Consider the following 24390-nt stretch of genomic DNA (forward strand, 5'->3'; position numbering starts at 1 on the left):
TTGAGTTGAAAATTAAACTCTGACGAATTGTGGATTGGCAGATTGTTCAACTTATTTTTAGAGTACAAGTTAATAAAGCGCGGCTCAATATACTTTTTAAAATTGAGACGGTTTGTGACCAGAAAAGAAAGAGTACGAAGGTTAGTGTTAGATAATTACCGCCCTTGTTGCGCTATGTAAACAAAGGCGGCAATGGTAAACCTTTAGCTGATTGGCTCAGCCAAAGGTTGATTCGGATTTAGAATGAGGCTTTTACTGCAAGTCTTGCAGTTGCACCATCACCAATAGTAACGTTATTCGTGCCGCCACCAGCTAAGTAATCTTTATCCAAAAGGTTTTCAATGTTCAAACGAAAATCAACATCTTTACCCATTAGGTTTGCGCGGTATGTAGCACCTACATCGACTCTGGCATATGAATCTTTAGTGACCGTATTCGCATTGTCGGCGAAACGCTCACCTTGATAGAAAATACCCGCATTAAGCGCTAGTTTTTCAGATAATTCGTAACGTGACCATATGGAAGCCGACCATTTAGGGGCATCTGCAGGAGTGTTACCTTGATAGGTTTCATCTACTTCATACTCTGCATGCAAGTACATCGCTGATGTCATTACAAACCACTTGTCGGTAACGGCACCTTGTGCGGATATTTCAAACCCTTTATGGGTTTGTAAACCAGACTGAGTGGTAACAGTCTCATAATCTGGATCGTCATTTAATTGTTCAGAAATGAGTGTTCCCGATTTTTCAATGTTGAAAATGGCAGTATTTAATAATAGACGATCTGATACTTCCCATTTAGCACCTATCTCAATTTGTTTAGAGGTAGTTGCATCGATTTCCATACCGAAGTTTCTATCTAATTCATCTTCAATAGTTTCACTTGATTGTGGTTCAAAACCTTCAGAATAGTTCACATAAATAGTGCTGTTTTCTGCAGGGTGATAAAGCACACCAACTTTAGGTAATAATGATTCGTTGTCTGCACCTTCACGATTTTGCTTGTCGTAACGACCACCAATAGCTACTTGCCATTGTTCATTTAAGGTCATTAAGTCTTGGAAATAAACGCCATAATAATCATATTCAGTGGTGCTTAACGTTGTATCTCTGTGATAATCAAGGTCTGGAACCGTTGGTTCAACTTCACCTGGAGTAAAAGTGATTGAATCACCTCTTTCGATTAATTGACCGTAATAATAATCAAGACCGTTAGCACCAAACAATAGGTTATGTTCAATACCACCGAAGGTGAATTCACCATTTAAATCTATAAAGGCGGTTTTAAACTGCCAATCATCAAAACGATCATAAGGATTGGAAGTATAGCTATCACCCTGTTGATAACCAGAAGGTAAGGAAGGTGAAGATTCAAAACGCTGACGTTCAAATGTCTGTTCGTTATAACCAAGTTTCACTTGCCATTCCGGGGTAAAGAAATAAGTTACTTTAGCGCCGATATTTTCTACAGTTATATCAGTAAATGCCCATGAAAAGTCATTAATGGTGTGCTTCTCACTGACGATATCACCATTGCTATCTAGCCAAGCGCCTGTATCTAAACCAGCTTTATCATTAGTGCGGTCATAATAAGCACTTATCACTAAGTCGTCGCTGAACTTGTGCTCTAGGGCAAGAGAGCCCAAAAAGCGATCTCGTTCACGGGTTTCACCGTTTTGATATTCGCGATCAAAATTAACGTCTTGTTTAACCACAACTGCACGGTAAGTTGTGTCAGCCGTGATTTCGCCACCGGCATCAAGCATAAAGCGAGTTGAACCCTGTTGATCGGTATCCGCGCTTATTTCTAACAAGCGTGTATTGGTGGGCTTTTTGGTAACCATGTTAATTAAGCCGCCCGGTGCAGATTGGCCATATAGAATACTTGAAGGCCCTTTGATAACTTCGACACGGGATAAGGTTTCAATGGGTTGTTGGTAATGGGACCAATGCTGATGGCCGTCACGTAAATAACCGGTAGATGAACTTAATTCAAAACCTCTGGAGCTAAAGACTTCACGATTTCTTTGTTTAGTTCCTGGTGACAAACTTGCGTCATTGTGCAGTACTTCACCGAGTGTCGTGGCTAACTGTTCATTGATAATCGTATCAGGAATTACGGTTACTGCTTGGGCTGTTTCTAGTAACGGAATGTTGCTACGCATGGCACCAGATGCATCTTGCACCTGATAATCATTAAAATATGTTCCATTTACACTAATGACCTCAAGGTCTTTTTCACTATCGCTGGAATCTGGTGTTTGAGCGGCACTTGAAAGAGACATTAGTCCTAAACTAACACCAACAAAAATCTGGTTAAACTGCATGGAAAGCCCTGAAATTATTTAAACTAAATTACGTGGAAGAGGATGTTAACACAAACGCGAATGATATCAATTCCTATTTGGAGGTTTTAAATAAATATAAAGGAATGAAAAAATATAAGGAAAATACACAGAAACAGTGGCGTTGGAGACAAAGGATTCAAAAAATCACTATCATTGCGTTGGGTTTGACAAAGTTAGATTCTTCATACGTTGAATAATCAAACTGCTAATAACGGCTTAATACCTTGAATTTGGAAAAGCACAATAATCATTTATATGTATAGGGAGATTTAAGTTTGAGCAATTGTGTGATTCATTGCTCAGCGTGAATTTTTATTAACGACAAGGCGGGGCTATTCTCTTTTATGATAGAGATTTAGGCCGATTAACTAGGCGTAATACATTATCAGTTGAATCACTACCATTACCACTAATAAGGGTAATATCCAGCGACTCATTTTAGACATTTGTTCACTAGACAATCTAAAGTTGGAACGTTCAAGTAACGGAATGACAACCAAAAGACTAATAAACAAAACACCCAATATAATTAAAACTGTCAATTTTCACTCCTGTTTGTGCCAACTTAAATTGCAATGCATAAGCAATTTTCAAGCGACTGTTGTTGACTTTAGCTCAAGGCGTCAATTCATACATACAAATATGGGGGGAGCGCTGCTAAATTCAAGCTAAATGAAACCGCAGGCTACAGCTTCTTCAGTCAACCGTCATTGGCAATCTACATTAACAACTTTTGGATTAGCTAATTTACTTTTTTTTCTTTGGGGCATACGACATACTTGCGCCAACTTAATTTTAGGTACAACAACGATGTCATGGTAAAACGAAGTATTTTGACACTGGTTAGCGTCTCGATAGTCATTGCAGCAATATTAATTGGCTCATCTATTCATACTCTTTACAGTAAAAAACACATTAATATTGACCCAAAGTTGCATGAAATTTCAGGGATAGAAATTGATAAAAGAAATCGTTTGTGGGCGATCAATGATAGTGGCGACGATCCTAAGCTCTATCAAATAAACACAGACGGTTCTATTGCCAAAGAAATATTAGTGACTAACGCTAAAAATATAGATTGGGAAGACATGACTCAAAATAGTTTTGGGCATTTTTTTCTTGGTGATTTTGGTAATAACGACAATTCACGCAGATGGCTAACTATCTATAAAATAGAAAATCCCATTGATATTAAAGGCAATACCACTGAAGCGGAAATTATTAAGTTTACCTATCCTGAGTTAGATGAAAATCCTGTCACGCCAGATAAGAGGAACTACGATTTAGAAGCTTTTGTTGAATTTGATAGGCATCTGTATTTGTTCACTAAGAATAGAACCGAACCTTTTGATGGTATTACAAATGTTTACAAGGTCGGTGATCATGCAGCTAACTTTGATGCTGAATTAATTGGTTCATTTAAAACCTGTACCACAATGGGCAAGTTATGTTGGATTACATCTGCCGCGTTAAGCCCTAACCGCAAACAGTTAGCCCTATTAGATTCAACTAGCATTTGGCTATTTGAAAACTTCGAGGGTGATAAGTTTTTTGACGGTGATGTGTCGCGCATCGACTTAGGTATTGTGACCCAAAAAGAAGCTATCACATTCTTGGATGACAATAGCATAGTGTTCACAGATGAATCATTTCGTGGTATCGGCGGAAATGCTTACGTTATTAAATTGGATGAAGTCTCAAAAATATCAATTCGTCACCGCATTAAAAAAGTCGCTAGTGACGTAAACGATTAAATTGCTTAGCAATATAAAACCTAGCCAAGCCAAACTATCAAAGTTGGTTTAGCTAGGCTCGCAATTACTATTTGGTCACTAACTTGTTTTAAAGAAACCGACTTCTTTATTTAGTTTTTCCGCGAGTTTATCTAAAGCAATGGTTGCTGCGTTATTCTGCTCTAACGAATAAACGGTTTTTTTGTTGATTTCATCAATTTGAGCGACAACCTCATTTATTGTGCCAATTATGACAACTTGGTCAGAAGCCGTATCTGCCACTATGGTCGCATTATTAAATGAATTGTTCGCATTTTCTTCAATTTCTTGCAGTAAATCCATGGCATTGTGCGTCTTGGTTTGACCATCTTGTACCTTGGGCAACGTATTTTGCATGACAGTTACTGCTGTGGACGTTTCTTGTTGCACTTCTTCAATGGTCGATTGAATTTCACTGGTTGCTTCTCCTGTGCGCAAGGCTAACTGTCTTACTTCATCTGCAACCACTGCGAAACCGCGTCCAGATTCACCAGCTCGAGCCGCTTCTATGGCTGCGTTGAGCGCTAAAAGGTTAGTCTGATCTGAAATACTGTTAATCACATTGGTAATGCCACCAATCTGATTGGTTAACGCCTCTAATTTACTAATTTGTTCCACCGCTTGGGCGACTGTGGTTGCGACGTTTTGCATGGCATCGACACTCAATGCCATGGAATCGATTCCATTGCTCGCACGTTCCACCATACGTTTCGCATTAACTTTGTTTTTAGATGCGGTTTCAGACACAAAAACGATATTTTCTTTAATGTCACTCAAACGAGTACGAGTGCTCACGGTGAGTTGATCTTGTTCTTGGGCGAGTAACACTATCTCTTTCGAGCCTTGGGTAACCAATGTGGATTGTTGTTTTAAATCGTGAGATGCCTCCGCAATTTCAAGTACTGTATTGCGCAGTCTTTCCTGCATTTTTGACATCGTTGCCAACATGCTATGGTCATGATTAGTACTGAATGATTGAGCCAAATTCCCTTGCGCAATTTGAGACAGGGATTCTGCTGCAACCGCAGGTTCTGCGCCAAGTGACGCTTTAAAGCTATTGGCGATAACATAGGCGACTAAAATGGAAAGTATTAACGCACTAAAGGTTAACACCAACATGGTAGTTTTAAAGCTAGCGGCGTTTTCTAAAATCTGATTGGTAGCAGCAACGTTTTTGCTTTCTTGCAAATCGATAAACGAATTAATCGTATCGAGCCATTGAACGAAGAGTTGGCTACCACCATTTCTTAGCAGCGACAAACCATCGTCGCTCGACTGACCTGTTTTGGCCTTTATCACTTGTTGTATCAGGCGTTCTGTTTGTTGTTGGAGATTATCGAGTTGTTGCAAAATCGATGTTTCTTGGCTGCTAAAAATAGTTCCCGCTGCTTGCATTGCTTGCATTTTATCACTGGATGAGCGGTAAAATTCGGTTAACCTATTAATATCGTCTATATGAACCTTAACATTCGCAGGGCTTTGAGCTGTGGCTAAATCGCGAATCGCAATGGCACGATCATGGACACTTCCGCGAAAGTTAATTGCGTGCCTTTGTTTTACCACATTAATGTTTGTCATTGTGGTGAGCGTGCTACCGATCATATTGACTCGATAAATGCCTACCATGGTAAGTATCACCATAAGTAAAGTGACAATACTAAAACCAATAAGCAAACGTTTATTTATACTAAAGTTATTCAACATATCCATTATCTTTCCAGTTCAAAGTTGGGCGACTTAGCCATCCAAAGGTTTTGTTTTTTCTATTGGCTTTGTATCTAATCGTGCCACGCTACTTGAGTACATCGATACACAAAATGGCACAATATAAGTAAGGATTACCTTGAACCAAATTATTTCTGCTTCGCCTAAAAACGCCTCTCCTTGATTGATTAACGTTAGTATTGTTCCTACCACTATACTAATAAAAATTGCTGTCTTAAGTTGTTTTGCCGTAAACACCGTTGTCACCTTCTGTAGTAAACTGTGTTGTAGAGTTGCCGCCTTCAATTTTTTGAAAACTCCTATGCAATGGGTTCTTAAAAACCAAGTGTATAGGGCGATATCGATGATATTGTTAAACAACTTGTTGAATCGCATCTCGTTGTGTTTTATCAATCGCTAGTTTAAGAACAATGTTATCGGCGAAAACTTTCACTTTGTTATGTTTAAAATTTTCCGCAACTCGGGAATTTAAGCCTGACAAATACTCATTGTAGTTTAAATCAGGCGTTATTCTATTAGACTAAAGCAGTGAGTATTGCTCAACACAGTTCGAATTGAACAAGTAAGGATGATTAAAAGCCATAATCATAAGCAATTTAGAAAGTTATATTTGCTTGGAACCTATGGTTGAGGTTTAGGTCAGAATCTGCGGTTATTAAAATCTGTTACTTGGAAATCGTCTTATGTCTTACCGTTTAAGTTTTGTGATTCTACTTTTTTCGTTTGCTTTGTCAGCCTGTGCAGGCAAACCTGAGCGCCATCAAGAAGCAGAAGAAATATTCACTACCAAAATTCACGCTGATGGCTCGAAGCGCTTTGTTCTGGCGATATTGTATGAACAGGGTAAAGGCGAAGGTCGTGGCGGCGAAGGTAAGCCTGAGGGCAAAAGAGGGGGCGGCGAAGGTGGCCGTTCACGGCAAGGTAGAGGTGGCCGAGGTCAATCTGAGTCAACCCAAGATACTTCGCAAGTCAGTTCGATTCAGCGCAGTGAAGGCGGTTCTGATGAAGATAAACGAGAGGCCATCTTGGAATTGTTAGACGAAAAATTAACCGAAACAGGTTATTGTCGACATGGTTTCATTGAACTGGACTTTTCACAAATGCGCAGCAAAACTGAAATAGTCGGTGAGTGTCAGGAAAGTGCCTCACAGGAAGATAAACAACGTTGGTAATAGTGCCCTGATATGCCTGTCATTGGGCATATCAACGTTTATCGATTTGCTTGTATGCTAAGTTAATATGCCTGATAGTATGAAACTTATTATATGCAACCAATTACATACAACCAAGCAGTTGACTAAGCCTAGGAGGCATTATGAAGTATTTGCTCGTGACCCTTATTGTGATGTTTAGTGGTATTGTGAATGCAGAAGATACCAGCATCGACAGTGATAGCATCTTAGTTACGGTGATCTTAAAACATCAACAAGACAAGAGTTTGACTGAACTGCAGGCCATCCAAGATAAAAACGAGTTTTGGCAATCATTTCCGCCCGAAGGTATGCAGATTGAATCTTGGTATGTGGCTATGGGCTTAGGCCAGGTTATTACTTTGCGCGTGTCGCCCAAAGATTTGAGAACTTTAAATTTAGCAGTAGAAAAATCTGCGTGGGGCTCGTTTACCACTGAGTTTTATCCGACCTACGAGTTTCAAGGGATAGCGAAAAAAATAAAAGCGAGTAAAGCCGAGCCGAAATGATGCATTAACTTTTTACATCGTTAAGCAAACTTTTCTATCATGCTAAACAGCTTTGCCTGCTCTATTGGTTTGGATAAATATTCATTCATTCCAGATGCAAAACACTTTTCACGTTCATCAGACATTGCGTTAGCAGTAAGCGCAATGATTGGAATTGAATTAACCGGTGCTGGTAGTTGTCGAATATGCTGTGTGGCTTGGTAGCCATCCATATTGGGCATCTGACAATCCATTAAAATGATTGAATACTCGTGCCCAAATTTGATGCCATGTTTGAGAATAGCAAGTGCTTCGATACCATCTTTCACAATGTCGAAAACGATGTGTCGTTGTTTTAACATTTCGCCGATCACCACTTGATTAATTTCGTTGTCTTCAACGATGAGTATTCGTAAGTGGCTTAGATCCATTTCTGTGGTCTGAACAGCAGAAGTGGTTGAGGTTAATTCACTGGCTTCAACTATCCCAAGGTTAATGCTTGCTTTGAATTTGCTACCTGCATCAGGGGTGCTTTCTACGCTAACGTCCCCTCCCATTAGTTGACATAATTTTCGGGTAATAGAAAGCCCTAAACCCGTCCCCCCAAACTTACGCGTGGTTGATGCATCCGCTTGATTAAAAGGTGAGAACAATTGCGCTAACTGTTCTTCATTTATACCCACACCTGAGTCTTCCACAAGAATCGTCAACATAGCGCGATTGTTGTCTTTCCGTGTTATTTGGGTCGTTATATCAACCTGCCCTTGATGAGTAAATTTTATAGCATTCGAGAGCAAATTAGAGCAAATTTGACGTAATCGCGTCGGGTCAGATACGGCAAAAACTTTATCGGTTAATTCAAACTTTCTTACTAACTTGATGGATTTGTCTTGCGCCCGTGGATTAAAGATTTCGACGCAATTATTGAGCAATTGATTGAGATCTATTGGCACTTCTTCGAGGGTTAACTTATCTGAGTCAATCTTGGTGAAATCCAAAATATCACTGATAATCCCCAGTAAAGAGGTTGCGCTATCCTTGGCCAATCCTAGAAATCGTTGTTGTTGAGAGTTAAGCGGAGAGCTCTCCAATATTTGTAACATGCCTAGAACACCATTAATCGGTGTGCGAATTTCGTGGCTCATATTGGCTAAAAATAAACTACGAGCTTCAAGTGCTAGTGAGAGTTCTTTATGCCTACTTTCCAATTCAACCCTATTGTTAACTTGCGCAGTAATATCTTGAAAAGCGCCGACTAATCTTACGCATTTGCCATTATCTAACTCTGCTTTACCCTTTACTGCTACCCATTTTTCAGTGCCTCTTTGGGTAATAATCTCAAACTCGCCAGAAAAGTGGCCACCCTTTTCTACGATGCCGTTGAGCAAAGAAGTTATTCGTCGCTGATTTTCACCAGGTTTATAAAAATCTAATCCGGATTCAATAGTTGGTTCAAAACCATCGTCTACTTCATGAATTTTTTTCGTTTCTGTAGACCAAAAAAGTTTTTCGCTTGCTAAATCCAGTTCCCACGCGCCGACATTTGCTACTTGGCCCATTTGCTCTAAGATATCTTGTTGACGCGCCATGGCTTTTTGCTGTGCTTGTAACAATTCGATCTTCTCATGACGAGCAATTTCATTCCCTATCCAATGTGAAAGTAATTCGATAAAGTCATGTTCTTCGTCGCTAAAAGGTTTTGAGCGAGGTGCGCTTGCTGAAAAATTAATGGTACCGAAACGTCTGCCTTCCACTATCAAAGGTGCACCTATATAACTTTCCAAACCAAAATTTGTATAACAAGGGTGCTGAGCAATACGGCTTTTTCCTGCATGATAGAATGACAGTGCTTGATTGGTTGCTAAAGTGTGCAAACAATAAGTTTCAGCTACATTGAAAGTGGTACCCTCAAGGAGTGAGTTATCTGGGGAAATCGCATATCGAACCGTATAAATATCATCGTTTATTTCACTGATAATACCTAGTTCCAACTGAAAATAATCGGCACCCATTTTCAGCAGGGAAACCATTTTTTCAGAATCTGACAGCCTGTTATCTGAGGTGATTTGATACAACTGTTTTAGATTATGCACCGCAATTTGTTTCCTTCTAAATTTAAACCAATAGTAGGCTTAAATTGAGCATTTAGCACTATGGAGTTTAGCTGAATTGAAAATCAATTTTCCTGATTTCCTGCACCCTACCGTTTTGATAAATAAGTTTCAAACTTTAATATACTCTAAACGGATTTTGTCCGGTTTTAGACCACTTTAAGTTTCAACCAGTTTAAAAAAGGGGGAGGAGTCTAGGATTCCAAAACAAGTTATAAAATTGGTTAATATAACAATCGTAAGTGTTGGTGTGCCAATAAATAACGGATGTATTTAAGACCCATCACTTATTGGCATTAAATTGGCACTTTTGCGGCTTTCTCACAGGATTGGCGGAATTACGCCAATTAGGCGTGTTGACTATCTTTCTACTTATTTAAATCAGCTATTAATAGCCGTTATTAAACTCTATGTAGACGAAAGATTGAGTCGTTTTTCAACTATGATGGGCATATCTTTGCGCACAGCAGAAATACGAACTCGGACCTTTTGAGTATCATCAGATAGAGCTTGATATTTAAACGATTGATTCCCTTTAATACGAGTCAAATACATCGTTGAGTTATCTAATAATTTAACGCCTTTACTGCTTACCACTTCTGCTTTCACATTGTGGTAATCAGGATGGATATCATAACTAATAGTGAATACTCCGCCTTTAGCTGAGGCTTGGCTATCAGTTGAAAGGGTTACGTTCAGCGGCGCGTTTTGTGGCGGCCTAAAATGCTGCAACATCACAGGGTGCAATTCTGGTGACAAAGGCGGAAATTGGGGGATCTTACTTGTTCCATAATCGTGGTACTGACAGCTAAAGCTATATGCTGAGAATAGTACGCAACAGTACCCAAGAAAAAGCGATAATTTTTTCATCTTTATGCCTATATTGTTAGTTAAGTGAGGTTTTTACAATAATTTGTCTGGCAAAAACGCGATGACTGTCTATTAGTTAGAAAAAACGACAGTGTTTCAACGTTTGTATTGGAAAAAACTGGCTAAATATCAACCCGTACTCCCATGCTGGTTGAATAATAAACTAGCAAGATGTTCGCTTATCGGTCAAGTTATATCGACGAAGTGACCAACAACAGAGACTGTTGGACAAAATATCCCGCCCAATCATTTATCCTCAAGTTGGTAATCTAGTCTTTGATAAAAACCCTAAAACACATCATCGGCTATGTTAGTTATCGTTCTTTTGAGCTAAAGCAACGCTTCCAAATTTACAACTAAGGTGTTGATAGGCACTATCTTAGAAAACTGGTATTACGATATGACAAAATTTATATTTGGGTTGTAAATTCTGCTAACTATAATTTTAGAGTGATAAAAAATTGAACAGAAAAATTGCTTTGGGTCGTTGCTACAGTATTGGATTCCTTTCATTAATATTACTCTTATGCACTTCTGCACAGGCGGAAAGTAATCCGATTTATGATGAAATTGAATGGATAGAGTTAATGCCACAGAGCGATCTCGACGCATTACTTGATCCACCTGACTTTCTGAACGAAATAAAAGACGGTAGTGAGCTAGACTCTGTTCAAGCTCTATCTGGTATGAGCGAAAAGAGTGAAAATGTAGAACGCTTTCAACAAGCGTTAACGTCAACTCGTATTATTCAGAGTTTCGACAAAAAATCGATAAGAATTCCTGGGTTTATTGTTCCTCTGAGCTCTGATGATCAGAAACGTGTAGTGGAGTTTTTCATCGTTCCGTATTTTGGTGCATGTTTGCATATGCCGCCACCGCCACCAAATCAAATCATTTACGGTAAATTTAGTAAGGGAATTAAGCTTACTCAGTTAGATGTGGCGTTTTGGTTTGAAGGTGTCATTAATATTGAAACCAATAGCAACGAAACAGGGACATCTGCTTATGCAATGACCTTGGATAATATTGAAATATATGACTGATAATTCAATCGCCAAAATAACTCTGGTTGAAAACTAAAGTATCTTGTATGTGATATCGCAGTTAAAACAGTCTTGAAAATGTCAGTATTTGCACATCGTAAATTTGCAATTAGCATATTGTTTTGTGCCGGTTTGGGACTATTGGTTGGGCGTTTGGGTGCTGATTCTTGGCCATCCGTGAAGAATGTATTTTTTACAACGCCCCAACTGTATTTCACATCTAATAAACTGCTTCAAGAACATTACCAAAAAGCTAAGGTGATGCCCTTAGATTGGGTATCACTTTTGCCTGAAAATGAACTGGATGTGATTGCCCGGTATCAGGCAAATAAACTAGATAAAAATATTGATATGAAGTCGCAAATATTACTTTCAATCGAAGCTGCGACGGATCCTGAATACAAAGCAGCTCTGCAATCGATTAACACGGTAAATACTTTCGAAAATCACATGGTCGCTATATCGGGTTTCATCGTTCCGATCGATTTTCATCCTGACAAAACGGTGAAGAACATGTTTCTAGTTCCATACTTTGGGGCTTGTTTGCATTACCCCGCACCACCACCAAACCAGATTATTTTTGCCCGATTAGATGCAGGCTTTGCGCACTTAGAACTGAATCGAGCTTATACCTTGACGGGGCAAATTAAAATTGGATTATTTGAGGATCCTATGGGAACTTCAGCATACACACTAAATGTCATTTCTATTGTCGCTTTTAACGGTCAACCTGATGATTTTCGTAATCACTAATTTGCTAAGTTGAGTCAAGGTAAAAAATCTAAAGTCATAAGTAAACGTTTTTGGCCTCCGTTATACGGCGGGGAGCGATGGACTATTCCCGCTGACTGATTGCCAATCCATGCTTCACCTTTGAGAAGGGCAACATCACCAGTTTCGATGGTTTGTATATCTGCTTGATGACGGAAAAGACCTGAAACTTCATCCTCTAAGCCTTTACTACCATGGCCTAATTTATCCCTTTCTACCTTGTTATGCTCTAACCATTGAGTGCCAGGCCCTGCAAAGGTGGTTACTAATCTGCAAGGAACGCGATCAACGTGAAAGCGAGGGCACATAGGCGAATCAATTAAACGTAAACGCAAACCTACTTCATCAAGTTCAAATAATGTGCAGAATATATCTACTAATTCAGTTGTACAGTCTAAAAATGCATTGCCAATTTCTGTAGATTTTAATCCGTCACAAATATCGCCTTTAATATCTTTAGCTCGGATGAATGCAGATGTATTTAAGGATGTCGCTGTATCTAATAGATTTTCCACATCTGTGATTACCGCCTCGGATAAACACCGTTTCCAGATTGCAATGTTGACATCTTGAGCATAAATGTCGGTCAAAGTGTTGATGTCTTGTGAGGACACTGAACGCCGAATTAAGGGATTTATTAGTTCTGGTTCTAAGGCTCTCGCTGTTGACATAGAAAGTTCTACCTTTACTTATTTTAGGATAATCAATCGAGTTGATAATTCATTTAAGAGGTTGCGTGGTAAGGTTGATAATTCGACCTCCTAAGGCGTAAATTCTTAATGTGACCAAAACCGATTAACGCTGCGCCAGTAACAGAAGCAATCACTTCGCCGGTTTCACCGAAAACATCGTGTCCAAACACAGCTGCAAGGACTAATATGATTATTCCTATTAATGCTGTGACTAGAACAGACAAACTACGTTGGTGCACATAACCAAATGCAATGGCAAATACACTGATGGGAACCACTGCATAAAGTAGCCAAATGTGAAAGTGTTCATCATCAACAATCGCGAAACTCGTCAAAGTCGGTAGCGCAATTAAAATTATCGGTGACAGTAGGCAATGAACAACACATAAAGTCGATATTGTAATTGCAGAGCGGTCAGCAAAAGTTAACAGTTTTTTTAACATCATATTAGTACCTGATTTTATTTTTAAAGGTGTTTGTTATCGAACTCTAATACTAAGTAAAAATAGATGTATTCGAGTTTAAGCTGGATGGCTTTAAAAGGTTCATGTTTAACGCCATTGCAATTGAGGTGCACTTGCAGTTATCAGCTTCGAACCCTGACCCAATTGCGTGCTCCATTGAACGTGTAAACTTTTTAGATTGTGGTATTGCTGTAGAATCGGAAAAGTCATTTCTGATATGGCTTGCTCGCATTCGAGTAAGTAAATAAATTCTAGATCGTGATGTTGCTTAGTTGGACTCTCATCCTGTCCAGTGGATGCCAAAGCGCTTTGTGAATCGTTACGCTGAACACACGTTGAATCAAACTGAACAAGATTGTTAAAGTCTGTTCGTTTTTTCTCAAACTGGTCAACTAAATACTGCTGATGTTTATTTTCAGGGCTATGTTCAAAACCCAATATGTCTGAGGCGGGTAGTAAAAACTGTACTTGCCAGAGCTCATTTTCCTGAACAATAAAAACGCTGCCTTGTCCATGGACATGGTGTTGAGATTGCACATTACAAGCCCAGCTAGCTAGTATAAGGACTCCTAAAATGGATAATTTCATCTCTCCCCCCATCTCGATTAAAGGTTGTTAGTTTGGTTATTGTTGAGATAATATAACATCACTTTATTAATTGATATAGTATAACGTATCAACATTTTGCTTTGTTGTTTAGTGCTCTTCGGGGCTTTTTGTCAATAAATATTATGACTGATGCTGAGATAACAATCTGTCAGCAAAGTGAAACACACTTTATGCTGCACAATAGCTAGACTTAGCACAATTAAGGTTGTGTACATGTTTATGCAATATTTTGGTGTTTGAATAAACCCAATACAGAATAATACTCACCAATATAATAGGAATTTTTATGCTTACCCGAAGACAGTTTAATCAAGGTTTTGTAGCCATGGCATTTGGTGGTCTTGCTACTCATTTACACGGTGGTGAGTTAACTCGTTATTTAACTGATGTGGCTAGCTGTAGCAATTCTCTAGGCGGTTTGGTTCCAGATCCTAAAGGCATAATTGATTTGCCGCCGGGATTTAGTTATCGAGCGATTTCACAATTGGGCGAGGTTATGAATGACGGCTTAACTGTGCCTGATCGTGCCGATGGCATGGGGTGTTTTATGGTGGATGAGGAACGTGTAGTGTTAGTTCGCAATCATGAACTCTCTCCTTCTAACGGCACAACCGGGCAGGCTCGTACAAGCGTAGATTCGGCAGCCGTTTATGATACCGATTCATCGGGCAATCCGTTGCCAGGTGGCACCAGTAATATTGTATACAACCTTAAAACACACCAAGTTGAATACCAGTGTATGTCGTTGCTTGGAACTATCCGAAATTGTTCTGGTGGTATTACTCCTTGGGGAAGCTGGTTAACCTGTGAAGAATCCGTTGCCACTGCATCTGCTAAAATTAACAAAAATCATGGTTACGTGTTTGAAGTGCCGTCTCAAGCAAGACAATTGGTTAAACCAGATCCGATAAAAGCCATGGGGAGGTTTAATCATGAAGCAGCATGTGTGGATCCTATAAGTGGAATTGTTTATTTAACAGAAGACCGCCCAGATAGTCTTTTCTATCGATATATACCAAATCAAAAAGGAGATTTAAAAGCGGGAGGTCAATTACAAGCTTTGGTAGTTCGAGGAGAGTCTAAATTTGATACCCGTAACTGGCAAGAATCGCGCATGCAGGTTAATCAACCTTATGCTTGTGAATGGATAGATCTGGATAATGTGGATAGCCCAGATGATGATTTACGGATACGCGGGTTTGCAAAAGGCGCTGCTCTATTTGCTCGCGGTGAAGGTATTCATTTTGGAACAGATGAAATGTACTTTTGTTGCACCAGTGGCGGCAAGGCAAAGCTTGGACAAATTATGCGTTATAAACCTTCACCTAAACAAGACCAGCAAACAGGCACTTTGACATTGTTTGTGGAAAGTTTAGACAAAGTCACTTTTAATTTTGGAGACAATATAACAGTCGCACCTAGCGGCCATTTAATTGTGTGTGAAGATCAATACTCAGACACGGTTAATAATCATCTAAAAGGGGTTACTCCCTCAGGTAAAGTCTACGACGTTGCTAAGGTGCGTTGGCAGACCGAGCCCGCTGGAGCTTGTTTTTCAGATGATGGTTCAGTGTTATTTGTAAATTTATATTCTCCTACTACCACGTTGGCTATAAGTGGTCCTTGGGCGTCACTTAATGCATAAAATCGAATACCTACCCACTAACATAATAACAGGCGCTTTAGGTGTTGGAAAAACCACACTTATTCAGTCTTTACTAAAACAAAAACCTAAAGAGCAACGATGGGCGGTGTTAGTTAATGAATTTGGTGAAGTGGGTGTCGACGGGGCACTTTTAACCAGTCCTGAAAAAAATGGTGTATTTATCAAAGAAGTACCTGGTGGCTGCATGTGTTGCACGTCAGGAGTGCCGATGAAAATAGCGTTGAATGTATTGCTGGCCAAAGCCAAACCACATCGTTTACTGATTGAGCCTACGGGCCTCGGTCATCCAAAAGAAGTGTTAGCCACGCTTACTTGTGCAGATTATCGAGACGTGCTGGACGTACATGCAACTCTAGGTTTAATCGATGCGCGCCGAATTCTGGATCAGCGTTGGCGTGCACACAAGACGTTCCAAGAGCAACTACAGACTGCTGATTATATAGTGGCAACCAAGTCGGATCTTTATGATCACGAATCTCAATCTTTATTGGCTAGTTATTTATCAGAAATTGGTGTTTCCACCACTCCAATTGTATATTCTGACAATGGCATTATTGACCCTATACTACTGCACAATAGGTCTCGAAATGTAGAGAACATCTACGTTCATCAGCATAATCATCCTGCACATTCTATTTTGACTCCCTCGTTTGACACACCTAAAGTAGGCTCAATTAAAGTTGAAAATAGTGGTGAAGGATATTTTTCGTGTGGTTGGATTTGTGCCCATTCAGTCGTCTTCGATTATCAACAAATTATGGATACGTTAAGCGGCTTAGACGTGGAACGTTTAAAAGCCGTTTTTATTACCCAACAAGGTGCTTTGGGGTGTAACTATAGTGACGGTGTTTTACGGATCACCGAAATCGACAGTGCCAAAGATTCGCGCATTGAATTTTTAACCCAAGATAAGCAACTCGCCGAGCAAACTAGCAAAATATTAGAAACCTCGTTAGGTTTAAATTCGGTTTGTTCTAACACTTTTAGTTAATGCTGTATCTTAAGTTTCACTGTTTGATTGCTTTTTAATTAATTCGCCTTGTCTTCCGATGTATGAGGTTCTGGTTGTTTATTCATTCTCTGCAACTGATAGTTTCTTATATGGGCAAAGGCGATAATGCTCGAACCCAATACGGTTAAAGCAACTTCAGCATAGTTACCGAGTAAGTCATGGCCCAGCAGTGCTGTCACAATTAATAGTGTTAGCCCTAATGAAGCGAGCAAAAAGACTCTTCCGCTGCGATGATGGAAATAACCCATAATCAAAGCGATGACACTAATTGGCACTACCGCAAAGAGCAACCAACGGTGGAATAGCGCGTCATTGATGGCAAATAAGCCAGAAAGCGGAGGCATGATAATGAGTAAAATAGGGAAAAAAAGACAGTGAACTACACATAGGAGAGATAACCCCACCGCTACTTTATCGCTTATTTGTTGAATCTTAGTCATATAGATAGACCCCCAGATGAATTCTTTTTGTGCTTCTGTGAAGAGCAATCGTTGCAAATGCTATTTAGTTCAATTTGTGAACCTAAAATCGGAAAGCCAGCACTTTTCGCTTGTTCAGACAATGTTTTAATCAGGTCATTCGCCAATTCGATTTTTTTTATGCTCTGACAAGATTTACAAATCAAAAAAAGTGGAGGTTGGTGCTTCCACGGACCAAAAGTAGGGGCACAAATGATGTATTTGTTAATCGAATTAAGGCGATGAACTAGCTTCGCAGCTTCTAAAAATTCCAATATACGATAAACCGACATTGCGGTAATCGGTGCGCCGATTATAGAGTTATAGTGATCTGTTAATTCGTAAGCTGATACCGGCGTGTTTAGTTGGAATAACACTTCTAATACATGCTGGCGTTTTTCCGTTAGCTTACTACCAGATTCTTCACAAATTAACCTAGCTATTGAAATCAAATTTTTTGTTTCACTAGACTTCATAGTCTTTTTCCCTACCGACTTTTCGCAGTTTGAGACAGTTATTTCTAAATTAGCCACAAGGGCAGGTTTAGTTGAAATACGCTCGTTTGCGTCTGTCTATGCAAATTTCCGCACTAATATTTTTTCCAATTTATAGGATTGCCTTTGCTTTTGATACATTATAACATAACCGAATTGATTGAAACAGTATAACATAACATTGGAGAGTGAGATGTATAAAATATCGAGAATTGTGGCACTTGTTAGTGCGCTCATACCTGCGAGCGTCATGGCGCAATCTATCGAAGGGGTGGTTAAAAATAGTGATGGGAAGGCCGTTTCTGGTGCCCTTGTTAAGGTTGAAGGAACAAACGCCAAAACCCATACCGATAGCGACGGATATTTTGTAATTAACGATTTGAGAGCAGGAGTTAATGAATTTCATATCTCAGCTTCCGGTTTTGCTCACCTTCATCAAGACATCGTTTTGAATGCAGATGAAGTTACAGAATTGGCGTTAACTTTAATTCGTTCACCTATTGAGGTTATTGACGTAGTTGCGACTCCCATCCATATGTCGGTGATGGAATCAGCCTCTCCGATAAGCGTGCTTTCAGGTGAAACATTGCGTCGTCAACAAGCTTCCACCTTAGGTGATACCTTAGAGAAACTGCCAGGTGTTCAATCGAACTTTCACGGCAATGTTGCCAGTACCCCGATTATTCGAGGCTTGAGTGGGCCTCGGGTACTAATTGCACAAAATGGTTTAGACGTAAGTGATGTATCCAGAGTGGGTCCTGACCATTCAGTGGCCACTGAAGCTTCTACTTCGCAACAAATTGAAGTCCTGCGTGGACCTGCCACCTTATTTTACGGTAGTGGTGCAATTGGAGGTGTCGTCAATGTGGTTGATGGACGTGTTCCCACTGACAATTCCACGCAGGGTGAATGGTTGCTTGAAAGCAATTCCGCTGATGATAAAAAGCTCGCGAGCTTTAATCTCACCACAGGGTATGAGTCGTTTGGTTTTTACGCCGATGGTTATTGGCATGAATCTAATGATTACGAAGTGCCTGTAGAAGCTGAGATCGAAGAAGATGATCATGAAGAAGAAGAGGGTGGTGATTATGTTGTGGAAAACAGCGCTGAAAAATCAAATGGTTTCACTCTAGGCGCGAGTTATCTCTTAGATGATGGTTATGTAGGCGTTGCGGTTGAGCAATTTAACCGTGAATACGGTGTGCCCGGCCATTCACATGATGGTGACGTCAGTGTGTTTGCCGATCTAGAACAAACACGGGTGCAATTGCTCGGCGAATTAAATGTGCAATCACAGTGGATCAATAAAGTTAACCTTAGAGGTGCATTTACTGACTACGAGCATGCCGAGATAGAAAATGGCGAGGTGGGTACCTTATTCGAAAATGATACACATGAGCTCAAAGTAGACGTGATGCATAACCCATTCGTTGATTGGAATGGTGGTATCAGCTTTCATTATAAAAATAGCGAAGTTTCAGCTGTCGGTGAAGAGGCTTTCACTCCCCCTTCGAAGTCTGAGACCATTGCATTAGCTGTTATGGAAGAAAAACACTTCGCAGATGTGTTATTACAATTTGGTGCTCGAATAGAGCGTGTCACCATTGATGCCGATAACGTTTTACTTCCTGTTCTTGAAGCTCACGGGCACGACGAAGAAGAAGATGAACATGATCACGATCATGGCGATGAAGAAACCGCCACACGGGTTTTCGATGTTGCTCATAAGTTTACGCCAGTTAGTGTGTCTGCTGGTTTAGTTTGGGACTTCACCCCTGGTTATAATATTGGCCTTTCTGTTTCACGTTCAGAGCGTGCACCTTCAGCTGCAGAGCTGCTGTCTTTTGGCGCACATATAGGCACCAATAGCTATGAAGTGGGCGCTTTATTTGCGCTAGACGATGAAGAAATTGGGCTCTCTGGTGAAACCATTGACCTTGAAACTGCCAATAACATTGATTTGACACTGCGTAAGACTCAAGGTGATGTGGCATTCGTATTCAATGCTTTTTATAACCAAGTAGACAATTACTATTATCAAACCAATACCGGTCTTTATGTTGAAAGTAGTCATGACCATGATGAAGAAGAACACGATCATGATGCGGAAGAAGAAGAGCATACTGACGAGTTACCAGTGTATATATTTGAAACCGATGACGTAGTCTTAAATGGTTTTGAAGTGCAAATAGCATGGCAGGCAACCGATACGTTTAAAGCCACTGTGTTCTCTGACTTTGTTCGCGCGCGATTAAAAGACGGTGGCAATTTACCCCGTACTTCCCCACTTCGTTACGGCACGCAATTCGCCTACGTCGATGACAGCCTAACTGCCCACTTAGATGTGACCCGCTATCAAAGCCAAAACCATGTTTCAACGGATGAAACCACTACCGATGGTTACACCATGGTTGATGCAAGTGTTGCTTACGATATACCTGTGTCGAATCAAGACGTCACTGTGTATCTGAAAGGCACAAATTTGACCGATACCGAAGCGCGAGTACATACCTCATTTATTAAAGATATCGCCCCTCGCCCAGGACGTAGTTTCGCCGTGGGCATAAAAGGCAATTTCTAATTCGATAATCACTTTTCACACAATAAGGAATAAACAATGACAACCACACGCAAACTTTCTTTACTCGCTGCGACAATCAGCGCGCTACTGTTAACCGGCTGCGGTGATGCAGAAACGACCATTATTGAAAAAGAGTCGATTGAAGAAGTTGATGATTCAACGGAAGATGAGCATGATCACAGTGATGACGAATACCTAATTGAATCAATGGGCCGATTGGCAGTGTTATCTTCTGATAGCAATGCTGCCATATACGATTTAGATGATGGGGATGAGTTAGATTCGTTTTCATTAACCTATTCGTCGAGCACTCTAACTTCCTCTGCTGACTATCGTTATGCCGTAATTGCTAGTCGTTCTGATGATTATGTCGGTTTTATCGATAGCGGTATGTGGCGTGAGGATCATGGCGAGCATTTACATGATTACCAACAAGGTCCGGCGATGAGTGACTATCAAATCATTGGCAGTCGACCTACCCATATTATTAATCATGATGGCCAGATGGCAATTTTCTTTGATGGCGATGCAGACTCCAATACACCAGCTTCTATACAGGTTGCAACGGATACCGATATCAGTGGTGAGACAAGCCTACTGCCGACTCTGAGCTATGATATAAACATGCATGGTGCAGTTGAACCTAAAGGAGAGTATTTATTGGCAACTGTGCGTCGTGATGACGCAGAAAGTACCTCGGCGGCTAAAATATTACCTGACCAAGTTGCTTTGTATCATTTGCATGATGATGAATATGAACAAGAGCAGGTGCTTGATGTACTTTGTCCAGATTTGCATGGCAGCGCTATAAATGAAAGCTACGCTGTGTTTGGATGCAGTGACGGTATATTGGCCGCGCACGCACATGATGATGAATACGAAGCTGAAAAAATTGCCAATATTGATGTGTTGGACGGTTTGAGAATCGGCACTATTTATGGTCATGAAGAGAATGATACTTTTATCGGTATCGCTTCAGGCCACGATGCTGGTGAGGCAATTTTAATTAAAATTGCCCCTGCAGACAGTGAAATGGAAGCCCTTGAATGGCAACCAGAAAGCGATGCCAGTCCGGTTGCTTACGGGTTTTCCTATGAAGGGGATATGTTTTTGGTGTTGGACAGCCAAGGTTATTTGAATATCCTTAGTGCTCACGACCATGATGGCGAAACCCATTGGGAGCTTGAGCAAAGCCTTGATATCTCGGATGAAGATATTGCCGATATGCCTGATGGCATCAATTTCAGTATGACAATGGCACAAAATGGAAACTATGTGTATGTATCTGACCCCATTGCTCAACACGTTTTGCAAATTGATTTGGAAACTATCGAAGTTGTGAGTGATATTGAACTAGGCTTTGCCGCTTCCAGTATTGAATGGTTGGGTATCGCCGAAGAAGCGCACGATCACTAGTTATTGATTGTTGTCGACTTAGTTAGCCATGGAGAGGACTTTGATCCTCCCATGGCTATGTTTATTGGCTAAAAATCATTCGTATTATATCCACAGTTCGAGCTATTACTGATTCGATGATAAGTGTCCTTTCATTCTTAAAAAGCGTGTTACCACTAGTGTCAACAGCGCCCAGCCAACCCCCATCAACCAACCCGCGACTACATCAGTAGGCCAATGCACGCCTAGGTAAACTCGGCTCACACCAATTGATAAGGTTAATATAATCGCGATCACATAGAAGTAGGTTTTGACCCGTTTGCGCACCGGCAAATACGACAGCATTCCGGCTAAGGTAAAATAAACTAAGGCTGATAGCATGGCATGCCCGCTAGGAAAACTGCTGGTATACACATAACTGCCATGAGGGACTAAATCTGGGCGAGGGCGAGTAATGCCAAACTTCAATGAAAAGCTAACCAACATTCCTGAAACAATGGTTAACACTAATAGCGCTGCAATTTTGGGTTTATTTTCGATGAGTAAGAAAAGAGTGACAAACAAGGTGAAACTGGTTAGCACTGCTACCCCACCTAAGGCAGTAATGTCCCTCATCATCTCTTCTACCCACTTAGGACCAATGGGGTCTGAAAGGTCATTAGCATCACGAAATGCTAGAATAATATTCTGATCTATCTGCGGTGTACCACCTAACACCGCAAACCCAGCTAATTCGTAAAACGCCCAAATAATCACGGCAAATAAAAAAAGCAACATAAACTGCTTAATATAGGGTTTTTCTACCACTGTTTTTAGCACTAATTGTCTCCCTAAATAGCGTAATTTTTATCATTCTATATTAGATGGCAATGAACAAACTCACCAGCCTAATCATCACTACAAACATCACGTTAACTTTTGGTTAACTTAAGTGGTGACAGTATTAACAAATTTATAAAAACGACTTTCGTATATAAACTTCACTAGGCTATTGCTCTGTTCATTTCAATTATATTAAGTTGTTGTTTTTATTTATCTTTTTTGTCCCGTAAGACTAAAGTCGTAGATCCGTTTTAATCTCGGACGAGTTAATTTGAGGCGTTTTATTGGTATTCTGATATGCACATTAACCGATATAATTTACTGCAAGAGAGAAGCAATAATGTCAGCAACTTCTAGAATTCTTTGTCCGACACTTAAAGAGCGAGTTATGAGTGCAGAACAAGCCGCTGAATTGATACCCGCAGGTGCTAATATCGGCATGAGTGGGTTTACAGGGGCAGGTTATCCAAAAGCAGTACCGAAGGCGTTAGCCGAACGTATCAAACGCTTAAATGCAGAGGGCAATGATCCATTCCGTATTAGCCTTTGGACAGGCGCATCGACAGCTCCTGAGCTTGATGGTGTTTTAGCCGAAGTCGATGGTATCGAAATGAGACTGCCATTCCAAAGTGATCCTATTTGTCGCGATAGAATTAACAACGGCACTATGGACTATGTCGATTTGCATCTTTCAGAAGTGTCACAATATGCTTGGTCTGGCTTTTTAGGCAAAATGAATATTGCCCTTATTGAAGTTGCTGGAATACGCGAAGACGGTAAGCTAATTCCATCCTCGTCCATTGGTAACAATAAAACCTGGATAGAACAGGCCGATAAAATCATTCTGGAAGTGAATAGCAAACAAAATATTAAGCTTGAGGGCATGCATGATATTTATTATGGCACGGCATTACCGCCTAACCGCAAACCTATTATGCTTACCGATCCTGCTGACCGTATTGGCGAGTTCTACTTTGAATGCCCTCCTGATAAAGTGATTGCGGTAGTTGAAACCCATGCGGAAGATCGAAATTCTCCGTTTAAACAACCTGATGAGGTTTCGCAGAAAATTGCTCAGCATATTCTTGATTTTTTCCAACGGGAAATTGAAGTAGGTCGTTTGCCAAAAGAACTGTTACCTATTCAATCTGGTGTAGGAAACATCCCTAATGCTGTTTTAGAAGGTTTAGATGCGGGTCCGTTTAAAAACCTATCGGCATTCACTGAAGTGATTCAAGATGGTATGTTGAAAATGCTCAAATCCGGCACTTTGAGTGTTGCCTCAGCAACGGCATTCTCGTTGAGTCCAGAGGGCCTTAAAGAGTTTGATGACAATATCGATTTGTACCACGACAAGATTATTCTGCGTCAACAGGATATTAGTAACAATCCAGAATTGGCGCGACGTTTAGGTATAATTGCAATGAACGGCATGATCGAAGCGGATATTTACGGTAACGTGAATTCTACCCACATCATGGGCACTCGAATGATGAACGGTATCGGTGGCTCCGGAGATTTTGCTCGTAACGGTTATCTATCTATTTTCGTGTCTCCATCTATTGCAAAAGATGGTGCTATTTCATCTATCGTGCCTATGGTATCTCATGTGGATCACACTGAACATGATGTGAAAGTAATAGTGACAGAGCACGGTTTAGCAGATTTACGTGGGCTATCGCCGCGTCAACGGGCCAGAGAGATAATCAACAATTGTGCTGATCCTAGTTATCGTCCTGCGCTGCAAGATTATTATGAAAGAGCATTACATTCAGGCAGAGGCATGCATACTCCGCATTTACTAAGCGAAGCCCTTAGCTGGCACGAACGTTTTGAAAATGAAGGTCACATGTAACAACTAGTTTGTGACGTTAACC

At 40.4% G+C, this 24390-nt stretch carries 22 protein-coding genes; 10 read left to right on the plus strand and 12 right to left on the minus strand.

What is annotated here, in order from left to right; genetic code table 11:
- Positions 1-238: 238 nt before the first annotated feature.
- The gene (locus KO530_RS11870) at positions 239-2329 is read right to left on the minus strand and encodes a TonB-dependent receptor (protein WP_216048655.1); all 2091 of its coding nucleotides are present in this window, start codon (positions 2327-2329) and stop codon (positions 239-241) included.
- A 389-nt stretch (positions 2330-2718) separates the two neighbouring features.
- A complete protein-coding gene (locus KO530_RS11875; RefSeq protein ID WP_216048656.1) occupies positions 2719-2892 on the minus strand; it encodes a hypothetical protein in 174 nt (57 codons plus the stop codon).
- 273 nt (positions 2893-3165) lie between these two features.
- Here KO530_RS11875 and KO530_RS11880 point away from each other — a divergent pair, with 273 nt between their 5' ends.
- Positions 3166-4104 (plus strand): hypothetical protein, encoded by a 939-nt coding sequence (locus tag KO530_RS11880; RefSeq protein WP_216048657.1) that lies wholly within the window; start codon positions 3166-3168, stop codon positions 4102-4104.
- 78 nt (positions 4105-4182) lie between these two features.
- On the opposite strand, the gene KO530_RS11885 is transcribed toward KO530_RS11880, so the two are convergent.
- Both KO530_RS11885 and nrtS read right to left on the minus strand, forming a co-directional pair.
- Positions 4183-5832 (minus strand): methyl-accepting chemotaxis protein, encoded by a 1650-nt coding sequence (locus tag KO530_RS11885; protein WP_216048658.1) that lies wholly within the window; start codon positions 5830-5832, stop codon positions 4183-4185.
- Positions 5833-5859: 27 nt separating this feature from the next.
- Positions 5860-6084 carry a nitrate/nitrite transporter NrtS gene (gene nrtS / locus KO530_RS22240; RefSeq protein WP_216048659.1) on the minus strand — a complete coding sequence of 75 codons (225 nt, stop codon included), beginning with the start codon at positions 6082-6084 and terminating at the stop codon, positions 5860-5862.
- Positions 6085-6530: 446 nt separating this feature from the next.
- Here nrtS and KO530_RS11895 point away from each other — a divergent pair, with 446 nt between their 5' ends.
- Complete coding sequence (locus tag KO530_RS11895; protein WP_216048660.1) at positions 6531-7019, plus strand: hypothetical protein; 489 nt, start codon at positions 6531-6533, stop codon at positions 7017-7019.
- Positions 7020-7162: 143 nt separating this feature from the next.
- The gene (locus KO530_RS11900) at positions 7163-7546 is read left to right on the plus strand and encodes a hypothetical protein (protein ID WP_216048661.1); all 384 of its coding nucleotides are present in this window, start codon (positions 7163-7165) and stop codon (positions 7544-7546) included.
- Positions 7547-7566: 20 nt separating this feature from the next.
- Here the strand turns inward: KO530_RS11900 and KO530_RS11905 are convergent, their stop codons facing one another.
- Together KO530_RS11905 and KO530_RS11910 are read right to left on the minus strand one after the other, a co-directional pair.
- Positions 7567-9618, minus strand: coding sequence for a GAF domain-containing hybrid sensor histidine kinase/response regulator (locus tag KO530_RS11905; RefSeq protein WP_354667873.1), 2052 nt, complete (start codon positions 9616-9618; stop codon positions 7567-7569).
- Between the two features lie 426 nt (positions 9619-10044).
- Positions 10045-10506 (minus strand): hypothetical protein, encoded by a 462-nt coding sequence (locus KO530_RS11910; protein WP_216048662.1) that lies wholly within the window; start codon positions 10504-10506, stop codon positions 10045-10047.
- Positions 10507-10967: 461 nt separating this feature from the next.
- Here KO530_RS11910 and KO530_RS11915 point away from each other — a divergent pair, with 461 nt between their 5' ends.
- Together KO530_RS11915 and KO530_RS11920 are read left to right on the plus strand one after the other, a co-directional pair.
- Positions 10968-11549 carry a DUF3299 domain-containing protein gene (locus KO530_RS11915; protein ID WP_252729193.1) on the plus strand — a complete coding sequence of 194 codons (582 nt, stop codon included), beginning with the start codon at positions 10968-10970 and terminating at the stop codon, positions 11547-11549.
- A 78-nt stretch (positions 11550-11627) separates the two neighbouring features.
- Positions 11628-12302 carry a DUF3299 domain-containing protein gene (locus KO530_RS11920; RefSeq protein WP_216048663.1) on the plus strand — a complete coding sequence of 225 codons (675 nt, stop codon included), beginning with the start codon at positions 11628-11630 and terminating at the stop codon, positions 12300-12302.
- A gap of 14 nt (positions 12303-12316) precedes the next feature.
- Here KO530_RS11920 and KO530_RS11925 read toward each other — a convergent pair whose 3' ends face one another.
- The 3 genes from KO530_RS11925 to KO530_RS11935 all read right to left on the minus strand — a co-directional run bounded on the left by KO530_RS11925 (position 12317) and on the right by KO530_RS11935 (position 14064).
- Positions 12317-12991 (minus strand): DUF1826 domain-containing protein, encoded by a 675-nt coding sequence (locus KO530_RS11925; RefSeq protein WP_252729195.1) that lies wholly within the window; start codon positions 12989-12991, stop codon positions 12317-12319.
- Positions 12992-13044: 53 nt separating this feature from the next.
- The gene (locus KO530_RS11930) at positions 13045-13458 is read right to left on the minus strand and encodes a MerC domain-containing protein (protein ID WP_216048664.1); all 414 of its coding nucleotides are present in this window, start codon (positions 13456-13458) and stop codon (positions 13045-13047) included.
- A gap of 105 nt (positions 13459-13563) precedes the next feature.
- Entirely contained in the window at positions 13564-14064 is a 501-nt protein-coding gene (locus tag KO530_RS11935) for a ZrgA family zinc uptake protein (protein WP_216048665.1), read from the minus strand.
- Between the two features lie 307 nt (positions 14065-14371).
- Here KO530_RS11935 and KO530_RS11940 point away from each other — a divergent pair, with 307 nt between their 5' ends.
- A complete protein-coding gene (locus KO530_RS11940) occupies positions 14372-15730 on the plus strand; it encodes an alkaline phosphatase PhoX (protein WP_216048666.1) in 1359 nt (452 codons plus the stop codon).
- The gene (locus KO530_RS11945) at positions 15723-16742 is read left to right on the plus strand and encodes a CobW family GTP-binding protein (RefSeq protein WP_216048667.1); all 1020 of its coding nucleotides are present in this window, start codon (positions 15723-15725) and stop codon (positions 16740-16742) included. The genes KO530_RS11940 and KO530_RS11945 overlap by 8 nt, the downstream gene beginning before the upstream one ends.
- A 38-nt stretch (positions 16743-16780) precedes the next feature.
- Here the strand turns inward: KO530_RS11945 and KO530_RS11950 are convergent, their stop codons facing one another.
- Together KO530_RS11950 and KO530_RS11955 are read right to left on the minus strand one after the other, a co-directional pair.
- A complete protein-coding gene (locus KO530_RS11950; RefSeq protein WP_216048668.1) occupies positions 16781-17203 on the minus strand; it encodes a MerC domain-containing protein in 423 nt (140 codons plus the stop codon).
- Positions 17200-17697, minus strand: coding sequence for a Fur family transcriptional regulator (locus KO530_RS11955; protein ID WP_216048669.1), 498 nt, complete (start codon positions 17695-17697; stop codon positions 17200-17202). The genes KO530_RS11950 and KO530_RS11955 overlap by 4 nt, the downstream gene beginning before the upstream one ends.
- Before the next feature lie 211 nt (positions 17698-17908).
- On the opposite strand from KO530_RS11955, the gene KO530_RS11960 reads away from it, so the two are divergent.
- Together KO530_RS11960 and KO530_RS11965 are read left to right on the plus strand one after the other, a co-directional pair.
- Positions 17909-20296 (plus strand): TonB-dependent receptor, encoded by a 2388-nt coding sequence (locus KO530_RS11960; protein ID WP_216048670.1) that lies wholly within the window; start codon positions 17909-17911, stop codon positions 20294-20296.
- Positions 20297-20332: 36 nt separating this feature from the next.
- A complete protein-coding gene (locus tag KO530_RS11965; RefSeq protein ID WP_216048671.1) occupies positions 20333-21712 on the plus strand; it encodes a 5-methyltetrahydrofolate--homocysteine methyltransferase in 1380 nt (459 codons plus the stop codon).
- 105 nt (positions 21713-21817) lie between these two features.
- Here the strand turns inward: KO530_RS11965 and KO530_RS11970 are convergent, their stop codons facing one another.
- Positions 21818-22510 (minus strand): phosphatase PAP2 family protein, encoded by a 693-nt coding sequence (locus KO530_RS11970; protein WP_216048672.1) that lies wholly within the window; start codon positions 22508-22510, stop codon positions 21818-21820.
- Between the two features lie 343 nt (positions 22511-22853).
- Between KO530_RS11970 and KO530_RS11975 the strand changes: the two genes are divergently transcribed.
- Complete coding sequence (locus KO530_RS11975) at positions 22854-24368, plus strand: acetyl-CoA hydrolase/transferase family protein (protein WP_216048673.1); 1515 nt, start codon at positions 22854-22856, stop codon at positions 24366-24368.
- The last annotated feature ends 22 nt before the right edge of the window (positions 24369-24390 follow it).

It is taken from the genome of Aliiglaciecola lipolytica (assembly GCF_018860635.1).
Lineage (GTDB): Bacteria > Pseudomonadota > Gammaproteobacteria > Enterobacterales > Alteromonadaceae > Aliiglaciecola > Aliiglaciecola lipolytica_A.

Coding starts and splice junctions, on each gene's coding strand:
- KO530_RS11920 (WP_216048663.1), top strand. CDS start 11,628: ATGTCAGTATTTGCACATCGTAAATTTGCAATTAGCATATTGTTTTGT.
- KO530_RS11900 (WP_216048661.1), top strand. CDS start 7,163: ATGAAGTATTTGCTCGTGACCCTTATTGTGATGTTTAGTGGTATTGTG.
- KO530_RS11930 (WP_216048664.1), bottom strand. CDS start 13,458: ATGATGTTAAAAAAACTGTTAACTTTTGCTGACCGCTCTGCAATTACA.
- KO530_RS11895 (WP_216048660.1), top strand. CDS start 6,531: ATGTCTTACCGTTTAAGTTTTGTGATTCTACTTTTTTCGTTTGCTTTG.
- KO530_RS11880 (WP_216048657.1), top strand. CDS start 3,166: ATGGTAAAACGAAGTATTTTGACACTGGTTAGCGTCTCGATAGTCATT.
- KO530_RS11975 (WP_216048673.1), top strand. CDS start 22,854: ATGTCAGCAACTTCTAGAATTCTTTGTCCGACACTTAAAGAGCGAGTT.
- KO530_RS11885 (WP_216048658.1), bottom strand. CDS start 5,832: ATGGATATGTTGAATAACTTTAGTATAAATAAACGTTTGCTTATTGGT.
- KO530_RS11940 (WP_216048666.1), top strand. CDS start 14,372: ATGCTTACCCGAAGACAGTTTAATCAAGGTTTTGTAGCCATGGCATTT.
- KO530_RS11945 (WP_216048667.1), top strand. CDS start 15,723: ATGCATAAAATCGAATACCTACCCACTAACATAATAACAGGCGCTTTA.
- KO530_RS11965 (WP_216048671.1), top strand. CDS start 20,333: ATGACAACCACACGCAAACTTTCTTTACTCGCTGCGACAATCAGCGCG.
- KO530_RS11950 (WP_216048668.1), bottom strand. CDS start 17,203: ATGACTAAGATTCAACAAATAAGCGATAAAGTAGCGGTGGGGTTATCT.
- KO530_RS11960 (WP_216048670.1), top strand. CDS start 17,909: ATGTATAAAATATCGAGAATTGTGGCACTTGTTAGTGCGCTCATACCT.
- KO530_RS11870 (WP_216048655.1), bottom strand. CDS start 2,329: ATGCAGTTTAACCAGATTTTTGTTGGTGTTAGTTTAGGACTAATGTCT.
- KO530_RS11910 (WP_216048662.1), bottom strand. CDS start 10,506: ATGAAAAAATTATCGCTTTTTCTTGGGTACTGTTGCGTACTATTCTCA.
- KO530_RS11935 (WP_216048665.1), bottom strand. CDS start 14,064: ATGAAATTATCCATTTTAGGAGTCCTTATACTAGCTAGCTGGGCTTGT.
- KO530_RS11955 (WP_216048669.1), bottom strand. CDS start 17,697: ATGAAGTCTAGTGAAACAAAAAATTTGATTTCAATAGCTAGGTTAATT.
- KO530_RS11925 (WP_252729195.1), bottom strand. CDS start 12,991: ATGTCAACAGCGAGAGCCTTAGAACCAGAACTAATAAATCCCTTAATT.